The organism is Neglectibacter caecimuris (assembly GCF_034335015.1).
GTDB lineage: Bacteria > Bacillota > Clostridia > Oscillospirales > Acutalibacteraceae > Acutalibacter > Acutalibacter caecimuris_A.
In genome coordinates this window covers 173,903-191,833 of sequence record NZ_JAWXXK010000008.1, presented here as the reverse complement: position 1 = coordinate 191,833, position 17,931 = coordinate 173,903, and the positions used below count along the sequence as shown (strand labels likewise).

The following is a 17,931-nucleotide window of genomic DNA, read 5'->3' as shown; positions in this document are numbered from 1 at the left end:
CGCTGGTGCGAACCGTTCTCAGCTGTCGCTTCGGGTGCAAAGCGCAGAAAGCCATGGCTTTCTTGGCGCATTGTTCTGCACCGACCGAACCGACAGGTGAGACCGTTGCTGGGCGTGCCTCATCGGGGCACAGCAACCGAGCCGACAGGCGAGAAAGGCAAGAGTTTCTATGTATTCGTCAATTCGCTAAATTCAAATTTGCCGCACAGTTCCCTCGTGTCATTCTGAGGAGCATAGCGACGAAGAATCTCGCCCTTAAAGCCCCTCAAAAAGACCGAAGGACAAGATTCTTCACCGAGAAAGCAAAGTTTCCTTGCTTTCTGTTCAGTAATGACAGGAGGAAAATAAGCGGATCACCATTGGTCGGGTCAGAAACCGATTTCCCGCACCAAGCAGCTTCGCGAGTGGCCGCGGTGCCTCGCCGCCAAATTCCAATTTAGCGAACTAAGTCCTTGCCCTTAAATTGCTCATTACTCATTCCTAATTCCTCATTAAAAAATGATACATTTCCCAACGCTTTTCCCGCATTGGGTGCGGCGGCAGGCTGCCCTGACCCTTCGTTTCACAGACTGCGCTGCGTTTTACAGATCATTTCATTTCTTCCGGAGAATAAGGAGCGCAGCCGCCTGTGATCTCAGGCTTATATACCATGGAATCCGCCTCTGTGATCTCCCGGATCACCCGGCAGGGGTTTCCGGCGGCAAAGGACAGGGGAGGAATATCTCTTGTCACCACACTGCCTGCGCCGATGACGCAGCCGTCTCCGATGGTCACGCCGGGGCACACCACCACGTTGGCGCCGAACCAGCAGTCATTTCCGATCACAACGGGCTTTGCATAGCACAGGTGGCCGGGCTGCCCGTCCTCCTTTTTCATCGAGCGCCGCTCCTCCGGCAGCATGGGGTGAACCGGGGTCACAATGGTCACATTGGGGCCGAAATTGCAGTTATCTCCGATGGTTACCAAAGCATCGTCCTGCACAGTAAAGTTAAAGTTCGCGAAAAAGTTCTTCCCGATCCTGGTGTGAGTTCCGTAATGGAAGGCGATGGGCCCCTGGATCCGCCCGCCCTCGCCGAATTCTCCGATGATCTCGTGAAGGAGCTGATCCCGCTTTTCGTATTCATCCTCGTGAGTGGCATTGAAATCCACATTTAGATTGTGGGTTTTCAGCTTGATGGCCACCAGCTCGGGATCCCCGGGGGAAAACAGCTTCCCCGCAAAAATTTTCTCTTCTTCCTTGACTGCCATGGTTCAAATTCCTCCCTGATGTCGTTTGGGCAGACACGCCCTAATTTTCAAATTCAGTATAGCACAAGGCACAGAAAAGAAAAAGAACTTTTTCAAAGGATTTTCTTATGCCTTTTCGAAATAATTGTTTATTGTAATACGATAAATAATTATTGACAAACTGGAAATGCTATGCTATACTCTGAAAAAACACAAGGAGGTTTTTCAAGATGAAGCTGAAAACACTGTCGCTCCGTCTGGAGCTCGTTTTGATCGGCATGGCCCTGTGCGGCCTTGTGGTATACGGGTGCTTTTTTCCGTGGCTTGGGCGCTCTATCGTTCTCAATGCGCCGGAATTCGCCTATTGCTACTATCCCTGGCTGATCCTGCTTTGGGTTACCGCGCTTCCCTGCTATGCCGCTTTGCTCCTCGGCTGGAAAATTGCCCGCAATATTGGTAAAGACCGGGCCTTTACAGAAGAGACCGCGAAGCTGCTGCGGTGGATCGCCCGGCTTGCGGCCTGTGACGCGGGATTTTTCTTCCTGATGAATCTTGTTTACCTGTTTCTCAATATGAACCACCCCGGCATCGTACTGGTATCATTGCTGATAGCCTGTGCCGGAGCGGCTGTTTCCGTGGTGTGCGCCGGGCTTTCCGACCTGGTAAAGCGGGCCTGGAAGCTGCAGGAGCAGTATGATCTGACGATTTAGGGAGGGCATATGGAAGGCGAAATCATTTTTAATATCGATGTGATGCTGGCAAAGCGAAAAATGAGCGTAACAGAGCTTGCGGAGCGGGTGGGTATCACCATGGCGAATATTTCCGTTTTGAAAAACGGAAAGGCAAAGGCCCTGAAGGTTTCCACCCTGGCAAAGCTGTGCAAGGCCCTTCAGTGCCAGCCGGGAGATCTTTTGGAATACCGGGAGGAGAAAAAATTATGACAGGACAAGGGCTGTTCAGACTGTTGAAAAACACTCGTCCCTCCTTTATGTTCTGGTTTACTTGCGGCTCTCTTTTTCTGCTGGCCGGAGCGGCGTGCTGTCTGTTTTTCGGCCTCCGAAAAAAACGGAAATTACTGCTTTTCAGCGGAGCGTTCCTCATACTGCTGCTGGTAAGCGCCTGGGTGCTGCTGGGCCATTTTCTGACAAAAATCTAAGCGCCTTTTTCTTCGGCTTCATTGACACCGCAAGGGGAATCTCTTATAATATTTCCATAGAAATTCCGTGAGATCCGCCAACCGGCGGAAGCGAAAGGAAGGGAAGGCGTCAGGTATGAAGTTACTGGTGATCGGCGGCGTGGCCGCGGGAACAAAGACAGCGGCCAAATTTAAGCGGGAAAACCGTTCCGCTCAGGTGACGCTGCTCTCAAAAAGCGAGGATATTTCCTATGCCGGGTGCGGCCTGCCTTATTATGTAGGCGGGGCCATTGAGGACCGGGGAGAGTTGATCGTCAACACCCCTCAGAAATTTGAAAGTCTCACCGGGGTAGAGGCGCTTACCTGCCGGGAGGCGGTAAGAGTAGACGCGGAAAAAAAGAAGGTAGAGGCCAAGAACCTGCGCACCGGGGAAACGGAAATCTATGAATACGATTCCCTGGTGATCGCAGTGGGCGCCTCGCCGGTCGTTCCCCCTGTAGAGGGCGTGGAGCTTCCCGGTGTGTTCCAGGTGCGCACGCCGGAGGACGCCGTTTCCATTCGGGAGTATCTGGACACGAATCAGGTGAAGAAGGCCGTGGTGGTAGGCGGCGGTTTTATCGGCCTGGAAATGGCGGAAAACTTCCTGGCCCGCGGGGTTTCTCCCACAGTGGTGGAGTTTACCCCTCAGCTGATGCCCGGGGTTTTGGATCCCGAAATGGCGGCCTATGTGAAAAAGCATCTGCAAAAAAAAGGGGTGCGGGTCCTTACCGGCACAAAGGCGGAGGCTGTTTTAGGGCAGGGAAAAGCGGAGTCTGTGCGCACCAGCGGGGGAGATCTGCCCTGCGGCGCAGTGATTTTTTCCGTGGGCGTTCGCCCCAATACCGGCTTCCTTTCGGACAGCGGCATCGCCATGGAGCGCGGCACGATTTTGGTAGATGAAAAGCTCCGTACCAATCTTCCCGATGTGTACGCCGCTGGAGACTGCGCCATGGTGAAGAACCGGCTTACCGAAAAGCCCCAGTGGTCTCCCATGGGCTCCTCCGCCAATCTGGAGGGCCGCACGCTGGCCCAGGCCCTGGCGGGGGAGGAAAAATCCTTCCCCGGTGTGCTGGGCACCGCCGTGTGCAGGTTGCCCGGCCTGAACTGCGGAAAAACCGGCCTGACGGAGCAGGCGGCAAGGGACGCGGGCTATGCGGTGGAGACCGCCCTGATGGTCACCGATGATAAGGCCCATTACTATCCCGATTCCTCCTTCTTCATTATCAAGCTGATCGCAGAGAAAAACACCGGCGTCCTGCTGGGCGTGCAGGCCCTGGGCCCCGGCGCCGTGGATAAGCTCATCGATCTGGGCGTGCTGGGCATTTCCATGAGGGCAAAGCTTTCCGATTTTGAAAATCTGGATCTGTCCTACGCGCCACCCTTCTCCACCGCCATACACCCCTTTGTGCAGGCGGTGTATGTGCTGGAGAATAAGCTCAGCGGCGCTCTTGTCAGCATGACTCCTGCCCAGTACGCGGCGGGGGAGGCCGAGGGCTATACGGTGCTGGACGTGAATTTACAGCCCACGATCCGCGGGGCAAAATACATAGATCTGGCTTCTGTAAACGGGCCCATCGAGGGCATCGGCAAGGAAGAAAAGCTGCTTCTGGTCTGCGCCAAGGGCAAACGGGCCTATTTCCTGCAAAACCGCCTGAAGAGCTTCGGCTATACCAATACCGTGGTGCTGGAGGGCTCCACCTTCTTTAACGATGTGCGGGTAAAAGCCGCCGGCGCTTCTGTGCCGCCGGAGGAGGTCACCAGAGTGAAGGGCCTGGGCTTCCTGTGGGATAAGCGCACGCCCGATTGCTTTAACGGACGGGTCATTACCAGAAACGGCAAGATCACCGCCGATGAAATGCGGGCGATCACCGAAGCGGCGGAGCGGTTCGGCAGCGGCGAGGTGGCTATGACCTCCCGCCTGACCATGGAGATCCAGCAGGTCCCCTTTGACAATATTGAGCCTTTGCGGGAGTATTTGCAGGCGGCCGGGCTGGAAACCGGCGGCACCGGCTCCAAGGTGCGCCCGGTGGTGTCCTGTAAGGGAACCACCTGCCAGTACGGCCTGATCGATACCTTCGCCCTTTCGGAAGAGATCCACGAGCGGTTCTTCCACGGCTATGCGGGGGTAAAGCTGCCCCATAAGTTCAAAATCGCCGTAGGCGGCTGCCCCAATAACTGCGTAAAGCCCGATCTGAACGACCTGGGCGTCATCGGTCAGAAGGTGCCGGAGATCGACCTCGACAAGTGCCGGGGCTGCAAGGTGTGCCAGATAGAAAAGACCTGCCCCATCAATGTGCCGGTTTTGAAGGACGGCAAGTTGGTCATTGACGATACCGCCTGTAATCATTGCGGGCGCTGTGTTGGAAAATGTCCCTTTAAGGCTGTGGAGGGCTTCACCTCCGGCTACCGGATCTATATCGGCGGGCGCTGGGGAAAGAAAGTGGCTCACGGCCGGTATCTGGATAAAGTGTTTACCGAGAAGGAAGAGGTGCTGAACGTGATCGAAAAGGCGATCCTGCTGTTCCGGGAGCAGGGGATCACGGGCGAGCGCTTTGCCGATACCATTGCCCGCCTGGGCTTTGAAAATGTGCAGGAGCAGCTGCTCTCCGATAAGCTGTTGTCCCGAAAGCAGGAAAACCTTTCCGCTCAGAAGCATCTGAAAGGCGGGGCCACCTGCTGAACGCGGCTCGGAAAGGAGTAAGGGCTATGTGGCTGGTATTTGCGCTGCTTTCCGCCGTGTTCGCGGCGCTCACATCAATTTTAGCCAAGGTGGGGATCGAGGGAGTGAATTCCCATTTGGCCACGGCGATTCGCACATTGGTGGTGGTGGGAATGTCCTGGGGCATGGTGTTTCTCACCCATTCCCAAAGCGGACTTTCCAGCATCAGCCGGAAAAGCTGGATCTTTCTGATCCTTTCCGGCCTGGCTACCGGGGCCTCCTGGCTGTGCTACTACTATGCTTTGCAGCAAGGGGAAGCCTCCAAGGTGCTCCCCATCGATAAGCTCAGCGTGGTGATCACTCTGGTTCTGGCCTTTGTGTTCCTGCACGAACAGTTTACCTGGAAATCCCTTGCGGGATCTGTTCTGATCGCCGGCGGAACACTCTTGATGGTCCTGTAAAAGGGTGAGAAGAAAAAAGCAAAGGGCTGCCGCAGAACTTGACGTTTTGCAGCAGCCCTTTGCTTCTTGGATGTTAGATTCTGGGTGCTGGATTCCAGACGGTGGCGGCGCTACTATGCTCAATGAATAAGAAATTAGCAATGAGCAATAAGCAATGAAAGGAAAGAGCGTGCAATAAATTATAGTTTCGCACACAGGTCTCTCACTGTCATTCTGAGCCGTAGGTGAAGAATCGCGGCCTTGATTCCTACGTAAAAAGGGCAAAAGGACGAGATTCTTCACTTCGTTCAGAATGACAGATGGGAAGTGAGCACCTCGCCATTGGTTGGGTCGGAAACCAGTCTCCTGCACTCAACAGCTCTACGAGTGAGTGCAGCGGCTCGCTGCAACTTCCAATTTATCTGCTTACTAACGGTCGGGTCAGAAGCTGTTCTCTTACACTCGGCAGCTTCACGAGTGGCTGCGGCGCCTCGCCGCTAAATTCCAATTTGCCGAACAGTTCCCCACTGTCATTCTGAGGAACGAAGTGACGAAGAATCTCGACCTTAATACTCTAAATCGAGGGCTAAAGAGCGAGATTCTTCACCGCCTTCGGCGGTTCAGAATGACAGGAGGAAAATAAGCGGATCACCATTGGTCGGGTCAGAAACCGATTTCCCGCACCAAGCAGCTTCGCGAGTGGCCGCGGTGCCTCGCCGCCAAATTCCAATTTACCGAACTCTGCCCTTGACCTTCCTAATTGCTCATTGCCCATTCCTCATTGCCCATTTCGCCGGAGGCGATTTGCGCTTCCCTGTCAGTCCTTGTACCGGGTGATATACAGGGCGTTCCCACCGTGGCTTTCCAGCGACTGCTGGCTGATCTTTCGGCCCCAGGTGATTTTGCAGGTGGAATAGTCGGCGTTGACCTCCGCCACAGTGACATGATCGACCGTCTTTTCTACAACTACCATGGAATGAACGTCGTCGAATAAACGAATCTGGTCGCCGGGCCGCAGCTTTTGGAAGTCCCGGAAGGTGCGCACGGGCGCGTCTTTCCCGAAGATCTGATCGCTGAGCATGCTGGCAAAGCCAAGGCACTGTCTGCTCCAGGTGCTGCCCACTACGGGAATGGAGGAAACGCCCTGATACTCATTGCAGTAATAGGTGCCGTAACCATCGTGATAGCAGGGCGTATCCGTTACAATTTCCCATGGCTCCTTCCCGGCAGTGCCGGCGGAAGTTCGGTGATTCCAGTATTTTCCGTTGGGGAATTTCTTCTGAAGCGCCGCCAACTTCTGCTTTACCTGATAATAAGGATCCGGGGGAGCGGGGATCTTGTCCTTTGCCAAAGGAGAAATATCCAGTAATCCGCAAAGCAGAACAGCCGCCTCACTCCGGGTGGTTCTGGCCAGAGGCCGAAAAGAGCCGTCTTTGTAGCCGGTAATGATCTCGGCGGTTTGGCAGGTGTAAACGCTGCTTACCGCCCAGCCTGAAATAGCCATGTCGTCCGAAAAAGCTACCGGCTCTTTTTTTGCCTTCAAATCCGCTTTCTCGGGGTAGGCCTCCGCAAAGCGCACCATAAAAGCGGCGGCTTCCTCCCGGGTCACAAGGCCGTCCGGCTTGAAGCGGTTTTCCGCGTAGCCATGGGCAATTCCCGCTTTGGCTCCCCAGTTTATATAGGGAGTAAACCACTGCCCGCGGGGCACGTCCTGAAAAACGGTAAAGGTCTCGTACGAGGTAATTTCCTCCGGGGAAAGCACGGCCGCCGCAAGCAGCCGTAAAAATTCAGCCCTGGTCACGGGGCGGTCAGGAGAAAAGGTGGTCTCGCTGGTGCCGCTGACGATCCCCTGCTCCGCCAGGGCATACACATAGCCCGCATGCCAGGCTGTCTGCGGAATATCGTGAAACACAAGGTTTTCCGCCGCCATGGCTGTGGGGAAAGGAAGCAAAGTAAAAAGCAGGGCAAAAATCAGCAGAAACGCGCAGCATCTCTTTTTCATGGAAAACAGATCCTTTCAGAAATCAGTCTTTCCAAACGACAAAATTTTTCTTTCCTGTAAGGATAGCACTCTTTTGTGGGAAGAGCAAGAACAGACGGGAAAATAGCAAAAATTTCTTTTATTTGCCGGTATTTCGCAGCTGAATATTTCAAATTTGTTAAGAAATCGCCCTGCTTCTTGCAAGCCGTGCGATTTTGTACTAAAATAATATCGTTACAGAATTTGATAGCCGCGCACCGATAAACAATAGAAAAAGCGGCTTTTTTCAGAAAACAGAAGCCCCGCCTTGGAGAAGCGCGGGAAAGAAAGGAAGTCTTTCAGTTATGGCCCTGAAGCAGTTCAAAGCGGAGTCCAAGCGATTGATGGATCTGATGATCAATTCCATCTACACCCACAAGGAGATCTTTTTGCGGGAGCTGATCTCCAACGCAAGCGACGCCATCGATAAGCTCTATTACCGCACCTTGGAGGACGGCGATACCGGCCTTTCCCGAAGCGACTTTTTTATTCGCATCGATCTGGACAAGGAAGCCCGCACCATCACCATCACGGATAACGGCGTGGGTATGACCAGGGAGGAGCTGGATAACAATCTGGGTGTGATCGCCAAAAGCGGCTCTCTTCAGTTTAAAAGCGATACGGAAAAGAAGGAAGACGTGGATATCATCGGCCAGTTTGGCGTGGGCTTTTACTCCGCCTTTATGGTAAGCGACCGCGTCACTGTGGAAAGCCTTGCCTTTGGCAGCGAGGAAGCTTTTGTGTGGGAATCCAGGGGCTTGGAGGGCTACCAGATCAAAGCCGGCGGCAGGACAGAGCGCGGCACGGTGATCACTCTGCATTTGAAGGACGATACCGAGGAAGAAACCTACAGTGAATTTCTGGAGCCGTACCGGGTCAGGGAGCTTATAAAGAAATATTCCGATTATATCCGCTACCCTATTCGCATGGAGCTGCAAAAGTCCCGGCGGAAGGAAGGCGCCGGGGAAGAGGGCGCGGCCCCGGAATGCGAGACCTATTTCGAAATGGAAACCTTAAACAGCATGACCCCCATCTGGAAAAAGGGGAAAAACGAGGTTTCCGAAGAGGAAATGAACGCCTTTTACAAGGAGAAGTTTTACGACTGGCAGGATCCTCTACGGGTAGTGCGTACCTCCACCGAAGGCGCGGCCACCTACAGCGCCCTGCTGTTCTTCCCGAAAACCGCTCCTATGGATTATTACACCAGAGAATACGAAAAGGGCTTGCAGCTCTATGCCAGCGGTGTGCTCATCATGGAAAAATGCGCCGATCTGCTGCCGGACTGCTACAGCTTCGTCAAGGGTCTGGTGGATTCTCAGGATCTCTCCCTGAACATTTCCAGGGAAATGCTGCAGCACGACAGGCAGCTGAAGCTGATCGCCGCGCGGCTGGAAAAAAAGATCACCTCCGAGCTTACCGCCATGCTCCAGAATGATCGGGAAAAGTACGAGGAATTTTTCCGCAGCTTCGGGCTGCAGCTAAAGTACGGTATGTACGACCGGTACGGTGAGAAAAAAGACGAGCTGAAGGATCTGGTGCTGTTCACCTCCTCCGAAGAAAAGAAGCTTGTCACCCTAAAAGAATATGTGTCCCGCATGAAGCCGGAGCAGACCGCCATCTATTACGGCTGCGGAGAAACGGCGGAACGCATTCTCAGTCTGCCCCAGGCCGAGGCCATTCGGGAAAAGGGCTATGAAATGCTGTGCCTTACCGACAATGTAGATGAATTTGCCCTGAGAGTTTTGGAAAAATACGAGGAGAAGGAATTTCGCAATATCTCCTCCGACAACCTGGGCCTGGAAACGGAAGAGGAAAAGGAAAAGACGAAGGAAACGGCGGAAAACAGCAAGGAACTGCTTCTCGCCATGAAGGAGGCGTTGGGAGACAAGGTGAAGGAGGTCAAGGTTTCCGGCAAGCTGAAAACCCACCCCGTGTGCCTTTCTACCGACGGCATGATCTCCACCGAAATGGAAAAGGTGTTAAACGCCATGCCCGCCGGGGAGAAGGTCAAGGCCCAGCGCGTGCTGGAGCTGAACCCCAACCACCCCGTGTTCCAAAAGCTGCAGGCCCTGCGGGAAAGCGATGGAGAAAAGCTGAAGCTCTATGCGGAGCTTTTGTACGACCAGGCCCTGCTCATTGAGGGGATCGCCATTGCGGACCCGGTGGCTTTCTCACAAAAGATCTGTGAGATCATGTAAGAGTAGAGAGGAGATCGCAATGAACCAGTATCCATATCCCTTCTACCAGGGGCAGGGCGTTCCGCCCCAGCCCCCGGCTCCGGTCTTCGGCTGGCAAAGCGCGCCCCAGCCGGTTCCTGTGCAGCCTCAAGCCGCTCCTGCCGCATCGGTTTTTGGCGGTTATCCTCAAAGCGGCTGCCCCCAGGGTGCATACTCACCGGCGGCTCCGGCTTTCGGTTCGGTACAGCAGGCGCCTGTCGTACCGTTCTCTCCACAGCCTGTTCCCGTACAACCTGTTTCTGTGGCGCCGCCCTTCGCGCTGAAGCAGGAAAAAAATCCCAAATTGGCGGGGGCCTCGAAAACGCTCAACCGGCTGTGTCTGGTGGTGCTGCTGCAAACAGCGGCGGCTTTCCTGTTGGAAATGCCGCTGATGGCGCTGTTCTTTTCCCAGGGCGTCAATATTATGACGGATCCCATGGCCTTCCAGTGGTTTACCACAGCCATGGTGCCGCTTTCCACCGCGCTGCCCTTTTTCATTTATCTGCGGCTGGGGCAGAAGGAGGTTACGGATTATCTGAAATTTGAGAAGGTAGGCTTTTTTACCGCCCTGCTCTGTGTGTTGGCGGGCTTGGCCCTGTGCCTGCTGGGAAATTTCCCCGCCTTTGCCATTCAGGACTTTTTCGGAAGCTTCGGCTATGAACCAGCCTCCAGCCTCGTGGAGGAGAGCGCCAGTATGGCCCTGTTTCTTCTGGAAATGCTTTCCACGGCGGTGCTGGTGCCGGTCATGGAGGAATTCGCCTTCCGGGGCGTGCTGCTTTCCTCCCTGCGGAAATATGGCGCGGGCTTTGCCATTGTGGCCTCGGCATTCGTCTTTTCTCTGGTACATCTGGATTTTTCCAATGTGGTATTTGCCTTTATCGCCGGGCTGGTGTTCGGCTTTCTGTATGTGAAAACCGGAAATTTGTGGATCTCCATTCTGATCCACGCTCTAAATAACGGCATCGCCGTGGCGGGCAGCTATGGGGAATTCCTTTTTGGAGAGTCCATGGCCAAGGCCTTTGAGGACCTTTCCCTGCTGATCCCCATTGTGGCAGGACTGGTGGCTTTGCTTTTGCTGGTGATCTTTCGGCGGGAGCGGCTGTTCAAGCGAAAAGAGGAAAAAACGCCGCTGTGTCTTTCCGGCGGGGAAGCGGCGGCCGCCATGGTCCGCACGCCGCTTTTGTGGGTCATTGTGGCCTTCATGGCAGCCTATACGACCACCTTGTTTTTCTAGATGATGAAGCTGGCTTTTTTACCGGAAAAGAGATTTATGCTCCATGCGCTGGAGCTGGCCCGGGAGGCCGCCGCCTGCGGGGAAGTGCCGGTAGGCGCCGTGGTGATAAAAGCGGGGGAGATCGTGGGGGAAGGGCGCAACCGCCGGGAGGCGGAGCAAAACGCCCTGGCCCACGCGGAGCTGGAAGCGATCTCCCAGGCCTGCAAGGCCCTTGGCGCCTGGCGGCTGCCGGACTGTCAGCTGTACGTCACGCTGGAGCCCTGCCCCATGTGTACCGGGGCTATCATCAATTCCCATTTGGGCACGGTGGTTTACGGCACGGAGGACGAGCGGGCCGGCTGCTGCGGCACCGCGACGGATCTTTTTACCCTGCCCTACAGCCACAGGCCGGAGGTGTACCGGGGCTTTTACGAAGCGGAATGCAGAGCCCTGCTCCGAGAGTTTTTCCAAAAGCTGCGGTAAGCGAATAAATTTGAACATGTAGGAGAGCAAACAGAAAAGTGAGTCGTTGTTTTCTGCTTGCTCTCTGCTTTTTTGCAATGATAATCGGCGCTGTTCACTGCGCTCATATATCTATGCGGAAGATCTGTGAGCTTTGGTATGCCCTAAGAAAATCTTAAGCATTGCTTCTGAAAACCTCAATAAACCGGAGAACAAAGTGCGCTATACTAACAGTGAAAGGAGAGCGGTGCTATGCCCGAGAAGATCCTTGTAGTGGACGATGAAGTTGAAATTGCCGATCTGGTAGAGCTGTATCTTCAAAATGAAAACTATATGGTATATAAATTTTATACCGCTGAGGCCGCCTTAGCCTGTATAGACTCTACAGAGCTGGATTTAGCCATACTGGACGTCATGCTCCCGGGTATGAGCGGCTTTACCATATGCCAAAGGATACGGGAGCTGCATACTTATCCGGTCATTATGCTTACCGCAAAGGTGGAGGAAACTGATAAGATCACCGGCCTTACCCTGGGCGCTGACGATTATATCACGAAACCCTTCCGTCCTTTGGAGCTGGTGGCCCGGGTCAAGGCACAGCTGCGGCGCTACAAAAGATATAATCCGGCCCATACCTGCGATGCCGGGCAGGAGGTGCTGGAGTACGCTGGACTTTCCTTAAACAGCAAAACTCACGAGTGCCTGCTAAACGAAAAGGCTCTGTCCCTGACGCCCACCGAGTTTTCTATTCTCCGTATTTTGCTGGAAAACAAGGGCCGGGTGGTCAGCGCTGAGGAACTGTTTCATCAAATATGGCAGGACGAATATTACTCAAAACCCAACAATACCATCACGGTGCATATTCGCCATCTGCGTGAAAAGCTGGGGGATAAGGCCGACAGCCCGCAGTACATTAAAACAATATGGGGGGTAGGGTACAAAATTGAAAAGTAAGCTTACCATACTGATTCGGCTGTTTGTGTTGCTGGCCGTGGGATTCGCGGTGTGTTCCGCTCTTTATTTTCTGGTGGATCATGTATTTGACGGTGCTTTTGTCAGCTGGTTTGAAGAAAATTTTTTTATCACAGAAAGTCACTACTATCCCGCGGACGGCACCGGGGAAACATGGAGCTTTCTTTCCTGGCCGAAGCTCAAGCCTGTGCTGCTGGGCGTGTTTATTGCCGGAAATCTTTTTTGGCTGGCAGTGGTGTTCCTTGTTTCCCGGCTTGCCGCCGCAAGACGTGAACAGCAAACGGTCACAGACATCAGCAGGCGGCTGCGCGTCTACTTGGACGGAAATGCCGATATTGCTCAGGTGTTTCCAGGCAGCCAGGCGGAACTGTCCGTGCAGATCGCGCAGCTCAAAGCGGCGCTGCTGCAAAATGAACGCACGCTAAAAGAAGAAGCGACCCGGCGAAACGACCTGGTGGCTTATCTGGCCCATGACTTGAAAACGCCTTTGACCTCTGTGATCGGGTATTTGAGCCTTCTGGACGAAGCACCCGATATGCCACGGGAGCAGCGGGCCAATTATACGCGCATTACTTTAGAAAAAGCGTATCGGCTGGAAAAGATGATCAATGAGTTTTTTGAGATCACCCGGTACAATTTGCAGCAGATCCTTATACAGAAGGAGCCGGTGGACCTCTACTACCTGCTGGTGCAGCTCACGGACGAGTTGCTGCCCGCGCTGGAGGCTCACGGAAACACGGTCGTTCTAAAGGCCGGAGAAAGCCTGCAAATTTCCGGAGATGCGGATAAGCTGGCACGGGCCATAGGAAACGTGCTGAAAAACGCGGCGGCCTACAGCTATCCCAATACGGAGATCCTGCTGTCTGCCGAAGAAACCGCCGATTCTGTGATCCTCCGCTGTACGAACCGGGGAAAAACGATCCCCAAGGAAAGGCTTGGCTTGCTCTTTGAAAAATTTTACCGGCTGGACGAAGCCCGTACCACCAGCGCCGGCGGAGCCGGGCTGGGGCTGGCCATCGCGAAGGAGATCATAGCCCTGCATGGAGGAACGATCTTCGCTGACAGCAGTGATGATGCGGTAACATTTACCATTATCCTTCCGTTTCACTAGCTTGCGGTCACCGGCTGTTGTACGGCCCTTTTCAGAAAGCTTCCCTTCTTCTTAGGGATTTCTTAGGAGTTTTTCAAGCTCCCCTTAAAAAACAGAGCGTTCCTTTCTGGTAGGATACTATCGGAAGGAACGCTGATTTTTATTCTGAAGGGGGCTTTATCATGGTAAAGAAAACAATAGCGCATAGACGGAACTCTCAAAAAGCACAGCAAAAAACACAGCAAAAAGGCAGGATAGGGATATGGCTCATGGAAGGATCCTTGGCAGCGGCAATTTCGTTTCTCATGATCTTGGCTTGCCTGAACTATACTGCAAAGCGCCTGCCGGAGAAGGGCGTCGGCGCAAAGGGAGAAGCGTCGTCCGACATTTCTGAAACCGCTTTGCAGGGCGGGGAAGAAGACGTTCTCTGGAGTCTGCGTCTGGTAAACCGTTGGAATCCCATTCCGGAAGGGTATACAGTTGACCTGAAAGAGCTTCCCGGCGGAGAACAGGTAGATGAACGGATCTATGAGCCCTTGCTGGAAATGCTGGAGGCAGCTCGGGAAGGAAACTGGGGGGAAGTACCCAGGGTCATTTCCGGTTACCGCACGCAGGAAACCCAGCAAGCGCTTTACGAGGAAGAAGTTGCCCGGTATCAGGCTGAAGGCTGGGGCTTGGAAGAGGCCAAAGAAAAAGCCGGCAAATGGGTGGCTGTTCCCGGCACCAGCGAACACCAGCTGGGTCTGGCGGTAGATCTGGAGGGCGCCACCTATGATGTGTTTTCCTGGCTGCAGGAGAACAGCTATCAATATGGCTTTATCTTTCGTTATCCCAGCGAAAAAACAGAGCTCACCGGCACGGTAGAGGAGGTTTGGCATTACCGCTATGTAGGGGTGGAGGCCGCTGCGGAGATATATGAGAGAGGGATTTGTCTGGAAGAGTATCTCACGGAGAAGAATGGTGAAATGTACTGACTATATAAAGAAAGCGTAAGTCCAGCTCCGAAGTGTTCCCGCAAATTTTTGAAAAAACGGCAGCCTGGCAAAAAGCCGAAAAACCGCGATTTTTCTGAAAAATCAAAGCTTGCGTTGCCTTTTGCCGGCAGCAGCTTAAAGCAGCAGAGGAACTTCCTTTTTCTCTGGCCGCAAGCTGGCTTTGATCAAGGCGCTTTCAGGACGGAAAACCAAGTTGACTTTTTCCTTCCTTTAGGGTATCATAATGCCCGTTGGGGCTCCAGGTGTCTGCGGAAGATCCCGCAGCCGAACACAGGAACAGGGGTGAGATTCCCCGGCGAACCCGTCGCCGTGATGGCGCAGCGCTTTTCAGGGCGGGGAGGAAATGCCGTGCCAGGAAGCGGTTTTTCCTTTCCGCGGCCCACTGGCAAATGCCGGGAAGGGGAAACAGAGCGCGCTCAGCCGCCGAAGCAGCCGAGCACCGCCTAAGCCGAAAGACTTGCCTGGAGGGCCGTGTAAAGCACCACGGGTAACTGGCGCTTTATACAGGAGCCGCCGGAAGGCTGTTGCCCTTCCCGCGTCACGTTCCTGCCTGAAGCAGACTGTGGAACGGTTTGTATTGCTATCGTTTCAGGCGACCACCCTTCTTAGTTGCATTTCAAAACAGGGTCAAATTTACATTTGGCCGCAAAACAACAACGGAAGGAAAGGGATCAAACACATGAACAGACGTACAAAAAACATTCGCATTTTTTCGCTGCTGCTGGCACTGCTTTTGGTAGCCGGCCTGTTCGCTGGCTGCGGGGAAAATTCGGAGCCTTCTTCTCAGTCTTCGGAATCCTCTGCTCAGTCTTCGGAATCCTCTGCTCAATCTTCGGAATCCTCTGCTCAATCTTCGGAATCCTCTTCTCAGCAGGGCTCTGCCGTATCTGCCGCCGTCAAAAATATTACGGTAAAGGTAGTGCATAAGGACGGCAGTGAAAAGGAATTCGCCATTGCCGCCCAGGGTGAGACCCTCCGGGAGGCACTGGAGCAGGAGAAGCTGGTAGAGGGCGAGGACGGACAATACGGCCTCTTCATCAAATCGGCAGACGGCGAAACCGCTGACGACGGCAACCAGGAATGGTGGTGCGTGACCAAGGGCGGCGAGCAGGTCAATACTGGTGTAGACGGCGTAAAAATCGCGGATGGCGATGTATATGAGCTTACTCTCACGGTAGGCTATTGATGAAGGTCAAGCTGCTGGACATCTGCCTGATGGCGATGATGGGCGTAGTGCTGGTGGTTTCCAAAGAGGTGCTGGCGTTTTTGCCCAATGTAGAGCTGATCACACTCCTGATTATTCTGTTCACTCTGGTGTTCCGCAGAAGGGTGATCGGGGCTCTGGGTGTGTTTCTGCTGCTGGAGGGCCTGCTTTACGGCTTTGGGATATGGTGGGTCATGTACCTGTATATCTGGCCAATTTTGGCCCTGCTTACTTGGCTGTTCCACTGGCTGAAGCGCGCCTGGCAATGGGCGATTTTCGCGGGGCTCTATGGGCTGGCCTTTGGCACGCTGTGCTCCATGGTCTATTGGCCCATGTGGAAGCTTCCCGCCATTCTTTCCTGGATTGCCAGCGGTTTCTATTTTGACTGCAACCACGCCGTGTTCAATTTTCTGCTATGCCTTTTTCTGTACTACCCTTTGCGGCTGGGCCTGGAAAAGCTGCAAAAGCAGATCAACCTTGCTTGATTTTTCGGCGGGTTTTGGTTCGCTTTGTCTGAACAGCTGTCAATAAAGACAGCATACCATGAGCAATTAGAGGCAGAGGCTGGTAAATTGGAATTTATCTGCCCTCTGTCTCCCCTTATTTATAAGGGGAGGGGGACCGCCGAACGGCGGTGGAAGGGATAGTCACACGCAGAAAGTGCCATAGAATCGCTCGTTTTAATCCCCTCAGTCAGCCTATCGGCTGACAGCTCCCCTTGCTTCGCAAGGGGAGCCTAAGGGCATTAAACTACAATTATCACTCTGCCCTTGCCCGTTCTTTCATCATTTTGCGTCAGCAAAGTTATTATCCATCTGCCATCTGAAATCCAGAACCTAAAAAGCGCGCTGCAGTTTTTCTGCAGCGCGCCCTTTTTTTAGGAAAACATTCAAATTTCTTCTTCGTCCTGTTTTTCCGGCAAAGGCTCTCCCTTTACGGTGATCTCCTCCGCACGGTTATTTTCCGCCTTGATCACGGTGAAGAGCAGCCCCTCATATTCAAAGGAATCTCCCGTTTCCGGAATGCGGTCCAGATTTTCCGTGAACCAGCCATTGATGGTGGAGGCCTCTGTCTCACACTGAATGTGGAAAAAGTCAAACAAATCGTCCAAATCGGCGGAGCAGTGGATCTGATAGGTATCCTCGCCGAGCTTCTGAAAGGTCTGCTGGATCACGGTATCGTGCTCATCCCAAATTTCGCCCACCAGCTCTTCGATCACGTCCTCCAGGGTGACGATCCCCTCGGTGCCGCCGAATTCATCTACGATCACCGCCATGTGCAGCTTGTTTTGCTGTAACAGCTTCAGCAGCGCGGAGATTTTCATAGCGGGAGGAATAAATTCCGCAGGCTTCAAAATGCTCTCAATGGAATTTTCTGTTCCCCATACATAAGCGTAAAAGTTTTTCTCATGGATCACGCCGATAATGCTGTCGATGCTTTCCTCGTATACCGGAAGCCGGGAGTAGCCGGTTTCCCGGAACAGCCGGGCAATTTCTTCCTTGGACGTGTCCTTTGAGATGGCTTCCACATCCACCCGGGGAGTCATGATATCGATGGCTTCAATATCGTCAAATTCAATAACGTTGCGAAGCATGGTGCTTTCGTCCTCGTCAATGCCGCCCTCCTGTTCGGCTTCCTCCACAATGGTCAGCAGCTCGCTGTCTGTGACAGAATGACTGGAGCTGACCCGGAACAACTTTTTCAGCCCTTTTTTCAGCTGTGTAAAGAAAAAGTTTATGGGCTTCAGCAGCACAATGAGAATGCGGATCATCGGAGCGGAGATCATGGCAAAACTCTCGGCATTTTCCTTTGCCAGGCTTTTCGGGCTGATCTCACCGAAGATCAGCACCACCACGGTCATCACAATGGTGGAAACCGTAGGCCCGGCGCTTGCCCCCAGGGCGGAGGTGAAAAGCACCGTGGCAATGGCGGTGGAAGCGATGTTTACCAGGTTGTTTCCCACCAAAATAGTGGAAAGCAGTTCATCGTAATTCTCCGAAAGGGCATAGGTGAGCTTCGCCCGCTTGTTCCCGTTTGCCGCAAGATTTTTCAGGCGGATCCGGTTCAGAGAAGAAAACGCCGTTTCCGTGGCGGAAAAATACCCGGAAAGAATGACAAGAACGAGTAAAATCAAAATAAGCGTCGTACTGTGACTGTCCATAAAAGGAAAAACCACTACCTTTTCTATAGATTTGCGTTATAGTATAGCATAAAAGAAAAGTTTTTTCAACTTTTCTTTTCCCATATACCATGATATAC

15 protein-coding genes, 1 pseudogene and 1 riboswitch are annotated in these 17,931 nt (G+C 53.5%); of the genes and pseudogenes, 13 read left to right on the top strand and 3 right to left on the bottom strand.

Going from position 1 to position 17,931, the window contains the following annotated elements; all coding sequences use genetic code 11:
- Positions 1 to 588 precede the first annotated feature (588 nt).
- A complete protein-coding gene (locus U8T64_RS12110) occupies positions 589 to 1,248 on the bottom strand; it encodes a sugar O-acetyltransferase (RefSeq protein ID WP_322183799.1) in 660 nt (219 codons plus the stop codon).
- A 209-nt stretch (positions 1,249 to 1,457) separates the two neighbouring features.
- Here U8T64_RS12110 and U8T64_RS12105 point away from each other — a divergent pair, with 209 nt between their 5' ends.
- The 5 genes from U8T64_RS12105 (at position 1,458) to U8T64_RS12085 (ending at position 5,521) form a co-directional block, all read left to right on the top strand.
- Positions 1,458 to 1,937, top strand: a complete 480-nt coding sequence (locus tag U8T64_RS12105) for a DUF2975 domain-containing protein (RefSeq protein ID WP_322183798.1) — start codon at positions 1,458 to 1,460, stop codon at positions 1,935 to 1,937.
- 9 nt (positions 1,938 to 1,946) lie between these two features.
- On the top strand, positions 1,947 to 2,168 hold the full coding sequence (locus U8T64_RS12100; protein WP_322183796.1) for a helix-turn-helix domain-containing protein: 222 nt from the start codon (positions 1,947 to 1,949) through the stop codon (positions 2,166 to 2,168).
- On the top strand, positions 2,165 to 2,383 hold the full coding sequence (locus U8T64_RS12095; protein ID WP_322183795.1) for a hypothetical protein: 219 nt from the start codon (positions 2,165 to 2,167) through the stop codon (positions 2,381 to 2,383). The genes U8T64_RS12100 and U8T64_RS12095 overlap by 4 nt, the downstream gene beginning before the upstream one ends.
- A gap of 115 nt (positions 2,384 to 2,498) precedes the next feature.
- Positions 2,499 to 5,081, top strand: coding sequence for an FAD-dependent oxidoreductase (locus U8T64_RS12090; protein WP_322183793.1), 2,583 nt, complete (start codon positions 2,499 to 2,501; stop codon positions 5,079 to 5,081).
- Between the two features lie 26 nt (positions 5,082 to 5,107).
- Positions 5,108 to 5,521, top strand: a complete 414-nt coding sequence (locus U8T64_RS12085; RefSeq protein WP_322183791.1) for an EamA family transporter — start codon at positions 5,108 to 5,110, stop codon at positions 5,519 to 5,521.
- Between the two features lie 796 nt (positions 5,522 to 6,317).
- Here U8T64_RS12085 and U8T64_RS12080 read toward each other — a convergent pair.
- Entirely contained in the window at positions 6,318 to 7,502 is a 1,185-nt protein-coding gene (locus tag U8T64_RS12080; protein WP_322183789.1) for an S-layer homology domain-containing protein, read from the bottom strand.
- Positions 7,503 to 7,825: 323 nt separating this feature from the next.
- Here U8T64_RS12080 and htpG point away from each other — a divergent pair, with 323 nt between their 5' ends.
- The 8 genes and pseudogenes from htpG (at position 7,826) to U8T64_RS12040 (ending at position 16,157) form a co-directional block, all read left to right on the top strand.
- A complete protein-coding gene (gene htpG, locus U8T64_RS12075) occupies positions 7,826 to 9,718 on the top strand; it encodes a molecular chaperone HtpG (RefSeq protein ID WP_322183787.1) in 1,893 nt (630 codons plus the stop codon).
- 19 nt (positions 9,719 to 9,737) lie between these two features.
- Positions 9,738 to 10,970: a CPBP family intramembrane glutamic endopeptidase gene (locus tag U8T64_RS12070; protein ID WP_322183785.1), complete on the top strand. Its 1,233-nt coding sequence runs from the start codon at positions 9,738 to 9,740 to the stop codon at positions 10,968 to 10,970.
- A gap of 36 nt (positions 10,971 to 11,006) precedes the next feature.
- Positions 11,007 to 11,432, top strand: a complete 426-nt coding sequence (locus U8T64_RS12065; RefSeq protein WP_322183783.1) for a nucleoside deaminase — start codon at positions 11,007 to 11,009, stop codon at positions 11,430 to 11,432.
- A gap of 231 nt (positions 11,433 to 11,663) precedes the next feature.
- Entirely contained in the window at positions 11,664 to 12,365 is a 702-nt protein-coding gene (gene vanR / locus U8T64_RS12060) for a VanR-ABDEGLN family response regulator transcription factor (RefSeq protein ID WP_322183781.1), read from the top strand.
- The gene (locus U8T64_RS12055) at positions 12,355 to 13,494 is read left to right on the top strand and encodes a sensor histidine kinase (RefSeq protein WP_322183779.1); all 1,140 of its coding nucleotides are present in this window, start codon (positions 12,355 to 12,357) and stop codon (positions 13,492 to 13,494) included. The genes vanR and U8T64_RS12055 overlap by 11 nt, the downstream gene beginning before the upstream one ends.
- 320 nt (positions 13,495 to 13,814) lie before the next feature.
- A pseudogene (locus U8T64_RS12050) lies at positions 13,815 to 14,447 on the top strand (M15 family metallopeptidase); the annotation flags it as partial.
- 244 nt (positions 14,448 to 14,691) lie between these two features.
- Positions 14,692 to 14,947, top strand: a riboswitch (cobalamin riboswitch).
- Between the two features lie 200 nt (positions 14,948 to 15,147).
- On the top strand, positions 15,148 to 15,654 hold the full coding sequence (locus U8T64_RS12045; protein WP_322183777.1) for a DUF4430 domain-containing protein: 507 nt from the start codon (positions 15,148 to 15,150) through the stop codon (positions 15,652 to 15,654).
- A complete protein-coding gene (locus tag U8T64_RS12040) occupies positions 15,654 to 16,157 on the top strand; it encodes a hypothetical protein (protein ID WP_322183775.1) in 504 nt (167 codons plus the stop codon). The genes U8T64_RS12045 and U8T64_RS12040 overlap by 1 nt, the downstream gene beginning before the upstream one ends.
- Positions 16,158 to 16,561: 404 nt before the next feature.
- Here the strand turns inward: U8T64_RS12040 and U8T64_RS12035 are convergent, their stop codons facing one another.
- Entirely contained in the window at positions 16,562 to 17,833 is a 1,272-nt protein-coding gene (locus tag U8T64_RS12035) for an HlyC/CorC family transporter (protein ID WP_322183774.1), read from the bottom strand.
- Positions 17,834 to 17,931 lie beyond the last annotated feature (98 nt).

Excerpts from the sequence above, each read along its gene's own strand:
- U8T64_RS12045 (WP_322183777.1), top strand. The coding sequence starts at position 15,148 with ATGAACAGACGTACAAAAAACATTCGCATTTTTTCGCTGCTGCTGGCA.
- U8T64_RS12100 (WP_322183796.1), top strand. The coding sequence starts at position 1,947 with ATGGAAGGCGAAATCATTTTTAATATCGATGTGATGCTGGCAAAGCGA.
- U8T64_RS12090 (WP_322183793.1), top strand. The coding sequence starts at position 2,499 with ATGAAGTTACTGGTGATCGGCGGCGTGGCCGCGGGAACAAAGACAGCG.
- vanR (WP_322183781.1), top strand. The coding sequence starts at position 11,664 with ATGCCCGAGAAGATCCTTGTAGTGGACGATGAAGTTGAAATTGCCGAT.
- U8T64_RS12070 (WP_322183785.1), top strand. The coding sequence starts at position 9,738 with ATGAACCAGTATCCATATCCCTTCTACCAGGGGCAGGGCGTTCCGCCC.
- U8T64_RS12105 (WP_322183798.1), top strand. The coding sequence starts at position 1,458 with ATGAAGCTGAAAACACTGTCGCTCCGTCTGGAGCTCGTTTTGATCGGC.
- U8T64_RS12035 (WP_322183774.1), bottom strand. The coding sequence starts at position 17,833 with ATGGACAGTCACAGTACGACGCTTATTTTGATTTTACTCGTTCTTGTC.
- U8T64_RS12095 (WP_322183795.1), top strand. The coding sequence starts at position 2,165 with ATGACAGGACAAGGGCTGTTCAGACTGTTGAAAAACACTCGTCCCTCC.
- htpG (WP_322183787.1), top strand. The coding sequence starts at position 7,826 with ATGGCCCTGAAGCAGTTCAAAGCGGAGTCCAAGCGATTGATGGATCTG.
- U8T64_RS12080 (WP_322183789.1), bottom strand. The coding sequence starts at position 7,502 with ATGAAAAAGAGATGCTGCGCGTTTCTGCTGATTTTTGCCCTGCTTTTT.
- U8T64_RS12065 (WP_322183783.1), top strand. The coding sequence starts at position 11,007 with ATGCTCCATGCGCTGGAGCTGGCCCGGGAGGCCGCCGCCTGCGGGGAA.
- U8T64_RS12110 (WP_322183799.1), bottom strand. The coding sequence starts at position 1,248 with ATGGCAGTCAAGGAAGAAGAGAAAATTTTTGCGGGGAAGCTGTTTTCC.
- U8T64_RS12085 (WP_322183791.1), top strand. The coding sequence starts at position 5,108 with ATGTGGCTGGTATTTGCGCTGCTTTCCGCCGTGTTCGCGGCGCTCACA.
- U8T64_RS12040 (WP_322183775.1), top strand. The coding sequence starts at position 15,654 with ATGAAGGTCAAGCTGCTGGACATCTGCCTGATGGCGATGATGGGCGTA.